The following is an 11,964-nucleotide window of genomic DNA, read 5'->3' on the forward strand; positions in this document are numbered from 1 at the left end:
GTCAGGCCGCGACCGGGGACGGCACGGGCACCGCCTCGAGCACCTGGCGCACCACGTCGGCCGGCGACACCCCGCGCACCTGGGCGTCGGGGGAGAGCACCAGCCGGTGCGCGAAGACCGGCTCGGCGAGCACCTTGAGGTCCTCCGGCACGACGTACCCGCGCCCGTCGGTCAGCGCATAGGCGCTCGCGGCCCGGGTCAGCGCGATGACGCCACGCGGGCTCACCCCGATGCGGATCTGCGGGTGGGCGCGGGTCGCGTTGGCCAGCTTGACCGCGTACGCGAGCAGCGGGTCGGCGATGTGCGCGCGCCGGGCCAGCCGCACCAGCTGGGCCACGGTCTGCGTGTCGGTGACCGGGTCGAGCGCCTCGGGGGAGCGGGACGTGGCCCCGCGCAGCACCTCGATCTCGACCGCCTCGGCCGGGTACCCGACGGAGAGCTTCATGAGGAACCGGTCGAGCTGGGCCTCGGGCAGCCGGTAGGTGCCGTCCATCTCGATCGGGTTCTGGGTCGCGACGACCAGGAACGGGCGGGGCACGCCGTGGCGGACGCCGTCGACGGTGACGTACCGCTCCTCCATGACCTCCAGCAGCGCCGACTGCGTCTTCGGCGAGGCCCGGTTGATCTCGTCGGCGATGACGATGTTGGCGAACACCGGGCCCGGGTGGAACTCGAAGCCGCGGGTGGCCTGGTTGAAGATGGTCACGCCGGTGACGTCGGAGGGCAGCAGGTCGGGCGTGAACTGGATGCGCCGCCACTGGCCCTGCACGCTGGCCGCGACCGCGCGGGCCAGGGTGGTCTTGCCGACCCCGGGCACGTCCTCGAGCAGGACGTGCCCCTCGGCCAGCAGCGCGGTCATCGTCAGCCGCACCACCTGCGGCTTGCCCAGCACGATGGACTCGACGTTGCGCGCGAGCCGGCCCACCAGCTCGGCCGCCGCGCCGACCTCCTCCGCACTCGGTGGACCCTGTGCAATTGACTGTTCAGCCGAGACGACCACGGTGCTCCATCAGCATTGCTTGAGCGGCCCCGTGCCGCTGGGCAGATTCAACCAGGCGTAGGGGATGTAGTTCTCCCCCATGAACTGGATCTTGATCCACTGCGTGCTCTTCTTGCCCCCGTAGGGCTCGGCGTTGATGCTCACGCTGGTGTTGGTCTGGCAGATCGCGACGTAGCTCTCGCCGTTGAACACGTCGCCGATGCCCGAACCGGACTGCGACGGGCTCTTGTAGACCCAGATGCCGCCGCCGCTCGCGGTCTTCCCGCAGTAGCCGGGGTCGTTGCAGACCACGGTGCCCTTGTAGACCGGAGTGCTGATCGACCCGGTGCCGCTGGCGGTCATCCCGGCCTGGTTGGTGATCGTGACGGTGTACGTGTACGCCGTGTTCGGCCACAGCCCGCCCTGGGTCAGCGAGCCCGAGCAGTTGCCCGACGTGCTGCCGGCCCCGGCGACCGCGAGCACGCACGTGCCGGGCGAGCCGCCGTCGGTCGCGGTGAAGTGCGCGGTGATCGAGTTGAGGGCCGCGGTGTCCCCGCCGTCGTTGACGGTCATCTTGGGCGCGGCGAGCGTGGTGCCCGAGCCGGTCGCCGGCGCACTCTGGCCGGCCTTGTTGACCGCGCGGAGCTGGATGGTGACCGCCTCGGCGTCCTTGAACCCGGTGAACTCGTGGGTCAGCGCGGTGCCGATGGTCTGCTTGGTGCCGTTGACGGTGGCCTCGTACCCGGTGAGGGGCGAGCCGTTGTCCGCCGGCGCCTTCCAGGTGGCGACCACCGTGCCGCGCTTGCCCGTCGAGGCCTTCACGGTCAGGCCGGTCGGCGCGCCCGGCTTGTTGAACGGCACGACCGACGGGCTGAGCGGCGACTGCTCCGAGCTCGCCCCGATGTCGTTGATCGAGGCGACCTTGAAGGCGACCTGGGTGCCGTACGTCAGCTCCCCGGCGGGCACCGTGAGCTGCGGCTGGGCCGACTCGAAGGTCTTGGACTCGCCGGTGCCGACGGTGGTCACGACGTACTTGGCGATCTTGTGCCCCTGCCCGTTCGCGGCCGGCCAGGTCACCGCGACCGTCCCGTCCGGGTTGGCCACGGCGGCCACGCTCACCGGCGCGTCCGGCACGTCACGGGTCGGCACCACCGGGTTCGCGGCCTTCTTCGGCCCGTTGCCCTTGGCGTTCACCGCATAGACCGTGAATTTGTACGTCTGCCCGTTCGTCAGCCCCGCGACGTCGAGGGCCCGCAGGCTCGCCCCGACCTCGTGCGGCGGCTGCCCGTCCCCCTCGACCACGTACTTCGTGACCGTGCTGCCGTTCGGCGGCGCCGCGGTCCACGTGATGTGGGCGGTCCCGTTGCCGGCCACGGCGTTGACCCGGCCCGGCGCGCCGGGCGGCCCGACCGGCGGCTTGGTCTGCTGCGGGGGCGGCGGCGCGGGCGGGGCGTCGCCGCCGAGCACGTCGTTGGCGTACTTGTCGACCGTGGTCACCTTGTTCTTGGCGTCCACGACCCGCGCGGTCTGCCCGCCGGGCGCGTTGATGAACATCCGGTCCTCGCGGACCTCGATCTCCAGCGGCTTGCCGCCCGCCTGGATGCGGATCGGGTCGAGCGCCTTGCCCTGCCCGTCGAGCACGTAGACGGTGCCGGTGGCGTCGTCGGCGCAGTAGAACCGGCCCGACCAGGCCACGCAGGGCTGCAGCTTGGGACTGTCGCCGGGCACCGCGAAGTCGTTGACCCTGTCGTTGTTCACGATGTAGACGTGGCTGCCGTCGACGACCGTGACCGGCACGTCGCCGCCGACGGTGCGCCCGGGCATGCCGCCCTCGCCGTCGAGCTTCAGCGGCACCTTCTTCACCGCGTCGCCGCGCAGGGTGGTCAGTGTGGTGGCGGTCTTGTCGAGCACGGCCACCCCGGTGTCCAGAATGGACAGTGCGAGGTCGTGGCTCGGATCGGCCACGCCGACCGTCTTGACCTTCACCGGGTCGCCGGCGAACCCGCCGCCCTGGCCGCCACCGGGGGAGGCGGGCGCGCTCTTGGCCGCGTCGATCGCCACCACCGTGCCCTCGGAGGGCACCAGCAGCCACAGCTTGCCGCTGTCGTCGAACGCGCCGCCGGAGATGCCCGGCGGGAAGCTCAGCGTCTCGCCGACCGGCAGCAGCGTGGTCGGGTCGAGCTGGCGGACCTGGCCCTGCACCGTGTCGATGATGAAGGCGGTGTCGTTGTGCACGGCGACGGTCACGCCGAGGCCGGGCGTCGACTGGGTGGTCGCCCCGAGGGTCAGGCTGGACAGGTCCAGGACGCTGACCTTGCCCGTGTTCATGTCCCGGAGGATCACGAAACGGTCACTCTGGGTGACCTGCATCGTGTGCCCCTGGGCATCCGTGATCTTCGTGCGGGTGTCCACCTTGCCGGTCACGCCGTTGACCCGGGCGATCTCGCCCTTGTCGGCGCTCCACAGCCAGGCGCTGACGTCGAAGCTCGCGACGGCGTGGTTCGCCGAACCCGTGCCCCACAGCGTGAGCCCCAGCACCGCCACCAGGGCGACGATGGTGCCGCCCGTGATCAGCGCGCCGCTGCGGCCCGAGCGCAGGTTCAAACGCATGCCATCACCATCCCCGGCCCTCCCCGAAACCGGCGCCCATCATATTCCCGTCGATGAGTGCCGGGTACCCGGTCACAGAGCGTGCTCGCCGGAAGTCTTCGCACTATTTGCGTTTCGTGCACGCGAGGTCCGACAGCTGGACGTCCTGCGTCCCATAGACGGCCGCAACGGTGAAGCAATACTCCAGCTTCTCGCTGAGCCCATTGATCTTGTACGTCGTGGTGCCCGCCGGCAGCCCCTGCAGCTTCTGCATCGCGCCCTCGGTGCCGCCCGCCACGACGAACGGCACGGTCCCCTTGGTCGGGTCGGTCCAGGTCAGCGTCACGCTCGTCTTGTCGTCGCGCAGCTGCAGGTCGCGCGGTGCCCGTCCGTTGCCGAGGGCGGGCTGGGACGGCTCGGCGGCGGTCCCGCCCCCGCCCTGGTCCGGTGCCGCGACGGTGCTCGTCGGCTGCGGGGCGGCCTTGTCGTCGCGCGCGGCCATGAACGCCACCCCGGCCGCGGCCGCGCCGCCCAGGACCGCCACGACGGCGATGACGACGACGGCGATCATGGCCGTACGGCGCGGCGGCTCCTCCGGCTGCGGCAACCTCGGCTGCACCGGGCGCGGGGGAGCGCTGACCGGCGGCAGCGGCGGGACGCTCACCGGGGGCCCACTGATCGGCGGCACACTCATCGGCGGCACGCTCATCGGCGGCCCGCTGATCGGGGGCACACTGACCGGCAGGGCCGACGTCTGGGCGGGCCAGGTCGGCTGGTAGTCGGGGCGCTGCATGACCCCGGGCGCGGCCTGCTCCCACGGCGTTGCTTGGCGTTGCGTTGCTTCGCGCTGCGGGGTCTCCTCGTAGCGCGGCTCGTCGTAGCGTGGCTCGTCGTATCGCGGCTCGTCGTGGCGCGGTTCGGGTCGGAAGATGGGGCGGTCGTCGATCGGCTGGCGAGGCGTGGGTGGCGGCGTGACCGGGTCGAACGTCACCGGCGGCGGGGCCGGCACGTGAATGTCGCCCTCCGGCTCCGGCAGTCCCAGGTATTCCCGGGCCGCCCGCACGCTCGGATGCCCGTCGCCCAGCGCTTGCGGGCCGAGCTTGACCAGCTGCGTGTACCGCCGCTTGGCCTCGAAGACGTTGCCGAGCTCGTCGGCCACCCGGGCCAGCTCGTATGACAGCGTGAGCATCACCGCGTGCCCGTCGCCGAGCCGGTGGTACCCGGCCGCGAGCCCCTCCTCGAGCACCCGCCGCGCGTCGTTGAGCTCGCCGATCTCGACGTGGTAGCGCGCCAGCTGGGCCGTCGCCGCCAGCACCTCGGCATCGTCGGTGCCGAGGGTCATCGAGGCGGCGTCGACGGCCTGGTCGAGCAGGATCAGGGCGCCCCGCTTGTCCCCGTGCGCGGCGATCGCTCGCGCGCCTTGCACGGCATTGGCCAACTGGGCGGACGTGGACACGCCGATACTCTGCCCTGTCGGCCCGGTCGTTCGCCACCCGGTGGCCCGTTCGGCCTTCAATCGATGCCCGGCGTGTACTTAGGTCAGTCAGGAGTGGGCCGCAGTGCCGGATCGATTGATACTGGGGGCATGGCGACCGACTCGCTGGGCCAGCTGCCCGGTGCGCGTGAGGGCCGCGACCCCGCCCGCGCGATCAAGCGCGGCCCGAGCCGGGTCCCGCCCGAGGTCATCGCGGCCAACCAGCGCGAACGGCTCTTCGACGCCCTGGTGCACACGGTCGCCGAGAAGGGCTACGCCAACGCCACCGTCAGCGACATCTGCCGCGCCGCGGGCGTGACCAGACCCGCCTTCTACGCCCTGTTCGCCGGCAAGGACGACGCCCTGATCGCGACGTACCGCCACGGCACCGACATCCTGTTCAAAATCATGGACGACGCCTACCGCGACGCGACCGGCTGGCGCGAGGGCGCCCGCGCCGCCCTGCGGGTCATGCTGCAGGTCCTGACCGAGCTCCCGGCCTTCGCGGCGATGGCGGTCGTCGAGATCGACTCAGCCGGCCCGCACGGCCGCGCGGAACGGGCCCGCACCCTGCGCCGCTTCGACCGCTTCTTCGCCGAGGCCCCGCGCGCGGCCGACCTGCCGATGCCGGAGGAGCTGGTCGAGACGATCGTCGGCGGCATCTACGCCACGGTGTACCGCTACGTCGCCTCCGGTCGCGTGTCGGAACTCCCGGCCCTGCTCCCAACCCTGACCTACTTCACGCTGGTCCCCTTCGTGGGCCGCGAGGAGGCGGCGCTCGAACTCGAGATCGAGTCCTCCCACCCGGCCCCGGCCAAACCAGCGGAGTGCCGGATCACGCGGTGATTGTGCGCTTTTTTCCGAATTGCCGGAATGCCACGCTGCGTACAGTTTCTGTTCTATTACTCCAGCGGATGTTGTGCCATTACTCAAGCGGGTTTGGCATTACTCCAATTGGTCGCGGGGGTGTTCTGGGGGCGATATGTCGGGCGCTGGCGCGCCGCGACATATCGGACTTATCGCCTGTCAGGCGAAATATCCGGTTCGGGCCGGATTTCGCGGCCACTTGGGTCACGATCGAGTGAACGAGCAGCGCACGATCGAGTGAACGCGCTCGACTTGGCACGAAGCAAATGCTTGACCGCCAAAGCGGCCCCCAACGCGCGCACGGGCGCCCGCAGCAACACCAGCCCGACAGCCGGCCCACCACGTCGTGCGGTGCATTCCGTCAGGCGGCCCAGTGCGTCAGGGGGCCATAGCGTCAGGCGGGCCATTGCGGTGAGCGCGGTGCGGTGGCGTTGGGCGGCCCAGCGCGTTGGGGCGGCCGAAGGCGTCAGGCGGTGCGTGGCGTCGAGCGGCCCACTGCGTCGGGGCGGCTGCGTGGCGTCGGGCGGGTGCGTGGCGTCGGGCGGTGTGTGGACGTCGGGCGGGTGCGTGTCGTCCGTCAGCCCAGTGCGTCAGGCGGTGCGTGGCGTCAAGCGGCCCGGCAGCGCCGAGCGCTGATGTGGCACCCGAGGCGCCGGCGACCGATGCAGCGCCGCCCGGAACGACCCCGGCGACTGCCCGGTCTCCCGAGCGAAGAACCGCCCGAAGTTGGTCGGCTCCTCAAACCCAAGCTTCCGCCCCACATCCGCCGCCGGAAGGTCGCTCGTCGCAAGGACCCGCTTCGCTTCGAGGGCCACCCGCTCGTCGATGAGCTGCTTCGCGCTGCGGCCCGTGACGGCCAGGCTGGCCCGGGTCAAAGTACGCACCGAGCAGCGCAACTGGTCGGCGTAGTCCTCGACCCGCCGGTGCCGCACCTCGCGTTCGAGCTCCTTGCGAAGCTGCCCGATGAGGAGGTGGGCGGGGCTGCGGTGCGGTACCGGAGCCAGGGCGGAAATGCGCATGAGCAGCACCGCCACCGAATGCGCCAGCAGGGTCGCGCCGAACGCGGTCCCGCCGAAACGCACCTGGTCGACCCCGATCTGCGCGATCTCGGCCACGATCGCGTCCTCGTCCTCGCCGGCGGGCTGCCAGCAGGCCGGGGCGAACGGGTCGCTGACGAGCTCGGGCAGCGGCAGATCGGGAAGGATCGCGGGCGCGAACGACAGCACCGTGGCGTCGAACCCGGTCTGCGCGCCGAACTGGTGCACCTGGCCCGGACGGCCCCACAGAAGGGTTCCAGGGCGGCACGCGTACGTCACGAAGTCCAGCGCATGCGTGCCCTGCCCCGCGCTCACCAGAATGACGACGTGGTCGGCGGTCCGCACAGGCGAACGCCCCACGGGCAGGTCGCTCAGGCGCGCCGCGCCGACAGGGTCCACGGTAAGGCCGCCGAAACTGACCATGACCAGCCCGACTGTACCGAAGGCCCGCCAATCGGCAAGCTGAAGTGCGGCAATTACACCCGGATGCCGGCGACCGCGAGCTCGGCGATGCGGATCTCCTCGAACGCGGCCCCGAGCTCCTCCAGCCTTTCCGGCGACACGCTTTCCCGCAACTCGGGCAGCAGCACCGTCTCCTCGTGCTCGACGTGGTGGCGTACCGCGGCGATGAACTCCTCGAGCTTCTCCTCGAAGTCCGGCCCCTCGGGCGAGATGCGCTGCAGGTCGTGCAGGAGCCGTTCGGCCTCGTGATGCTCGTCGGCGCCGTGGTGCGCCTCCTCGGGCGAGGGCAGCTCGGTGTACACCTTCTGCTCCTCGGCGTGACTGTGCGCGGTGAGGCGCGCCGCGCACTCGTCGAGCAGCAGCTGGCGATCCCCGTCGCCGTCGCGCAGGCGGTCGAAGAGCTGCTCCATCATGCGGTGGTCGTTCGTGATCAGCGTGACGGCGTCGGAAGCCATGTCCCCTCCTCAGAGTCGGCTCCTCCACGGTCGCGCGCGGAAGCCCGGCCTCGCGGCCGAATCGCAGAATTCCGGCGCCCCGGCCTGCGAAGCAACGGTCGCGCGCGGAGGCGCCGGGCCTGGGAAGCAACGGCCGCGCGCGGAGGCCGCCGGCGTGGGAAGCAACGGTCGCGCGGAGGGCGCAGGCCTGCGGTCGAATGGCCGAATCCCGGCGCCGGCCTGAAGATCAGAGGATGGTGTCGTACCTGTACGTTGCCGGCCTCCGCCCCGCCCGCCTGCACGACGTGGCACCCATCGGCCCCGGTGGCTGGGTGCGGCTCCCACCCGGCGAGGCCGGGATGCGCGCGACCAGGTCCGTGGTGGCACCCGGCCTCGCGGGCGTCTGCGCCTCCGCCGCCGCGTCCGCGCCCGAGCTCGCCGCCCTCGGGGCCGCGCTGGCCGAGGCCGAGGAGTCGGCGGGACTGCCGATCGGCTCCATCGCCGTCATCCCCGCCCTGGAGACCGCGGCCGGCGTCCTGGCCGCCTCGGAGCTCGCCCGCGCACCGCGGGTGGCCCGGCTGCTGCTGTGCGAGGCGGCCCTGCGCGTCGAGCTGCGCATGAGGCCGGGTCCTGACGAGACCGAGCTGCAGTGGCTGCGATCGATGGCCGTACTCGCGGGCGCGGCCGCCGGGATCGGGGCGCCGGTGGCGGACGTCTGCCCTGATCCGGGCCGGTTTGCGGCCTCGTCGCGGTCCCTCGCGCGGCTGGGTTTCGGCGGCCGGATCTGCGCGGATGACGAGCAGGTGAAGCTTGCCGATGAAATATTTTCCTGCGCATGAACATTGTCGCCCGAACATATCTTGTGGCAACAATCAATTACCCATGGTGTTGTCGACAATGCAATCTGTGATGATTGCCGCCGCGTAAAGTTAACATCACACCAGGGTTGCTCATATCGGAAAGCATCAGTCAGAAATCCGTCCGGTCCAGCCGTTTGGGTCCGAAGGGGTTGACCCCTCGTCGGCGAACGGATGAGCCGGAAAGAGGCGATCGTCGTTCGATCACGTACGTCGGTATTGACACAGATCGGCCGCTCTGTGATTGTGCACAACGTCGATGCGACAGCCGCGCAATTGGGGCACTTGCCCAGCTCGGCTGGGATCGCGTCCGACGCGCATTGTCAATCTCGGATGCCTGCGGGGACTTTTCGTGACCCAAAGCCAGAGCTCGCTGCCCGTGCCCGCCCAACGGCAGGGTCGCGACTCGCGGCAGAGCCCCGAGCGCCGGCCTACCCGCCATACCGCCGCTCTCGCTCGCCGTGAGGAGCCGATGCCCCCTGGGCGCGGCCAGGAACGGCGGTCGGGGCAGCGGGCCGGCCGGCGCATCGTCGACCAGCTCCGCCTCATCGTCGCCCTGCCGCTCGTCGCCGTGGTCGTGTTCGCCGGCGTCGCCTTCTACTCCACCGTGCAGGAGGTGAACCGGGCGCGGACCCTGCAGGACCTCTCCGCCCTGGCCACCGACGCCGGTGGTCTCGCGCACGCGCTGCAGCGGGAACGCGCCGCGGCGGTCAACGTCGTGCTGCACAACGAGGCGACCCAGCAGGACGCGTTCCAGCAGCAGTCGATGCTGACCGACGACGCCGTGCACAAGTACGACACGCAGCGTCACAACCTCGCCGGCGGCGGGGACTCGGAGACCCTCAACCGCATCGACACCGGCCTCGGGAGCCTCGCCAAGCTGCGCGACCAGGTCCGCAACGGCAAGCAGGCCTCCGTCTCGGCCGTCGCCTTCAGCTACCGGATCATGATCGCCGACCTGCTGGACTACCGTGAGTCGGTGGCCCGCTCCGGCGCCCCGACCGACCTGGCCGACGAGATCCGCGCGGCCGCCGCGCTCTCCCGCGCCTCCGAGGCCATCGGCCAGCAGCAGGCCGCGGTGCTCCGCGGCATCGCCGCCGGCGAGCTGACCCCGGCGCTGCAGCAGGAGATCACCGCGACCCGCACGAGCTTCACCGAGCAGTCGGTCGCCTTCTCCCAGCTGGCCCCGCCCGAGTGGCGGACCTGGTACGAGCAGGCCGGTATGGGCGATCAGGTGGTGGCCGCCCAGCGGCTGCAGGACCAGGTCGGCCGCACCCAGCCCGGCCAGCGCATCACCTTCGAGTCGGCGGCCTGGATCAACGCCATGTCGGGCTACGAGGGGCTGCTGTACCAGGTCGAGCAGCAGGTCGACGAGAGCATCGAGCAGGCCGTCGCGGCCGTGCACGACGACCAGATGACCCGGGCCGCCCTGCAGACCGTCGGCGTGGTGGTCGTCCTGCTGGTCGCCATCGTGCTGACCGGTTTCGTGGCCCGGCGCCTGACCCGGCGGCTGCGATACCTGCAGGACGCCGCGCGGACCGTCGCGTACGACCAGCTGCCGACGGTCGTTTCCGAGTTGCGCGCCGCCGCGCCCGGCACGGTCGACCCGGACGAGGTCGCCGAACGCGCCTCCTCGACCCTGGTGGTCTCCGGGGCGGACGAGGTCGCCGACGTGGCCCAGGCCTTCCGCGCGGTCCACCGCGAGGCGGTCCGGATCGCCGGTGAGCAGGCCGTCATGCGGTCCAACGTGGCCGAGATCTTCGTCCACCTGTCCCGCCGCGAACAGCGACTGGTCGACGCGGTACTGGCCCAGGTCGACAAGGTCGAGCGGGACGAGACGGACCCGGACCGGCTGCAGGAGCTGTACCAGCTCGACCACCTCGCCACCCGGATGGCCCGGATCAACCTGAGCCTCCTGGTGCTCGGTGGCTCCGGCGCCGCCCGCGTCCGGCGCGAGGACGCGCCGCTGGGCAAGGTGCTGCAGGCCGCGATCTCCCAGATCGAGCACTACGTGCGGGTCCGCTTCGGCAGCGTGGACGACGACGTCGCGGTGGTCGCCGAGGCCGTCGACGAGATCGTGCACCTGCTCGCCGAGCTGCTGGACAACGCGACCGGCTACTCGCCGCCGGACTCCGAGGTCTGGGTCACCGCCCGCGGCCTGGGCGACCGGGTGATCGTGCAGATCGTGGACGTCGGCGTCGGGCTTTCCCCGACCCGTCGGGAGCAGCTCAACCAGCTCCTGGCGCAGCCGCCGGCGATCGACATCGCCGCCGTCCGTGCCATGGGACTCACCGTGGTCGGGCACATCGCCGCGCGGTACAACATCAGCGTTCAACTGCGCCCCGGCCAGCACACCGGGACCCTGGCGGAGATCATCATCCCCAAGGAGGTCTTCCGCCCGATCATGGCGTCGGAGCGGGGACCCCAGCTGGCGCCGGCGACCGTCGGCGCGCCGGAGCACAACGGCAACGGCTCCCGGCCGGGCAACGACCTGTTCACCCCGCAGCGGCCGAGCGAGCCCAGCCTGTTCGAGGTCCCGGCGCCCGCCCAGGCCCAGCAGTGGGCGACGCAGGAGCTGACCACGATCCAGTCCTCGGCGCCGACGCAGGTGTTCCAGGCCCCGGACTACGACGCGCCCTACCCGGCCCAGTCGTACCAGGCCGAACCGGTGCAGTCCTACCAGGCTCAGCCCGCGTACGACGCGTACGAGCAGCCCAGCTCGAGCCGGCCGGCCGCCCCGCCCGGCCCGGGCATGTGGCCGCCGCTGCCGGAGCCCGAGGTCCCGGCGATCCTGTCCGCCGAGGACGACGCGATGGAGCTGCCGATCTTCAACTCGGTCAGCGGCTGGTTCCACGTCGAGACCCCGCCCGGTCTCGCCGAGCCCGAGCCGGCCATGGCGATGAGCGCGCCGGCACCGGCGCCCGTCGCCGCGGCCGCCGCGCCCGAGCCGAGGAACTGGGAGTCGAGCGCCGACGCGGGTTGGCGGGCCGCGGCCGAGGCGGCCACGCCCTCGGTCAGCGACACGACGGCGGCGGGTCTGCCCGTGCGCGCGGCGGGCCGGCACCTGGTGCCGGGCGCGGCCGAGCCGACCCAGCAGCAGCAGCGTCCCGGGACACCGATGCAGACGGGCACGCCCAAGCGCGACCCCTCGCGGGTGGCCGCGGCGATGTCGGCATACGCACGAGGCGTCGCCAACCGACGCCCGCAAGGCTGATCGGCTCCGGGGGGAACCGTTGGGATGTATATGCAACAGCTGGAGAGGACC

8 protein-coding genes are annotated in these 11,964 nt (G+C 71.6%); 3 read left to right on the top strand and 5 right to left on the bottom strand.

Annotation, left to right across the window (positions count from 1 at the left end):
- Position 1 precedes the first annotated feature (1 nt).
- From ACQP00_RS10125 to ACQP00_RS10135, 3 genes are all read right to left on the bottom strand, one after another.
- Complete coding sequence (locus tag ACQP00_RS10125) at positions 2-976, bottom strand: AAA family ATPase (protein WP_433223798.1); 975 nt, start codon at positions 974-976, stop codon at positions 2-4.
- Between the two features lie 33 nt (positions 977-1,009).
- On the bottom strand, positions 1,010-3,589 hold the full coding sequence (locus ACQP00_RS10130) for a fibronectin type III domain-containing protein (RefSeq protein WP_433217601.1): 2,580 nt from the start codon (positions 3,587-3,589) through the stop codon (positions 1,010-1,012).
- A gap of 103 nt (positions 3,590-3,692) precedes the next feature.
- Positions 3,693-5,024 (bottom strand): hypothetical protein, encoded by a 1,332-nt coding sequence (locus ACQP00_RS10135; protein WP_433217603.1) that lies wholly within the window; start codon positions 5,022-5,024, stop codon positions 3,693-3,695.
- Positions 5,025-5,153: 129 nt separating this feature from the next.
- Here ACQP00_RS10135 and ACQP00_RS10140 point away from each other — a divergent pair, with 129 nt between their 5' ends.
- Complete coding sequence (locus ACQP00_RS10140) at positions 5,154-5,888, top strand: TetR/AcrR family transcriptional regulator (protein ID WP_433217605.1); 735 nt, start codon at positions 5,154-5,156, stop codon at positions 5,886-5,888.
- A 611-nt stretch (positions 5,889-6,499) separates the two neighbouring features.
- Here the strand turns inward: ACQP00_RS10140 and ACQP00_RS10145 are convergent.
- Positions 6,500-7,306: a helix-turn-helix domain-containing protein gene (locus ACQP00_RS10145; protein ID WP_433217607.1), complete on the bottom strand. Its 807-nt coding sequence runs from the start codon at positions 7,304-7,306 to the stop codon at positions 6,500-6,502.
- A gap of 116 nt (positions 7,307-7,422) precedes the next feature.
- On the bottom strand, positions 7,423-7,863 hold the full coding sequence (locus tag ACQP00_RS10150; protein ID WP_433217609.1) for a hemerythrin domain-containing protein: 441 nt from the start codon (positions 7,861-7,863) through the stop codon (positions 7,423-7,425).
- A 233-nt stretch (positions 7,864-8,096) separates the two neighbouring features.
- Between ACQP00_RS10150 and ACQP00_RS10155 the strand changes: the two genes are divergently transcribed.
- A complete protein-coding gene (locus ACQP00_RS10155; RefSeq protein WP_433217611.1) occupies positions 8,097-8,681 on the top strand; it encodes an aldolase/citrate lyase family protein in 585 nt (194 codons plus the stop codon).
- Between the two features lie 490 nt (positions 8,682-9,171).
- The gene (locus ACQP00_RS10160; RefSeq protein WP_433217613.1) at positions 9,172-11,913 is read left to right on the top strand and encodes a nitrate- and nitrite sensing domain-containing protein; all 2,742 of its coding nucleotides are present in this window, start codon (positions 9,172-9,174) and stop codon (positions 11,911-11,913) included.
- The last annotated feature ends 51 nt before the right edge of the window (positions 11,914-11,964 follow it).

The sequence above is a fragment of the Dactylosporangium sp. CS-047395 genome (genome assembly GCF_050942185.1).
Taxonomy (GTDB): domain Bacteria; phylum Actinomycetota; class Actinomycetes; order Mycobacteriales; family Micromonosporaceae; genus Dactylosporangium.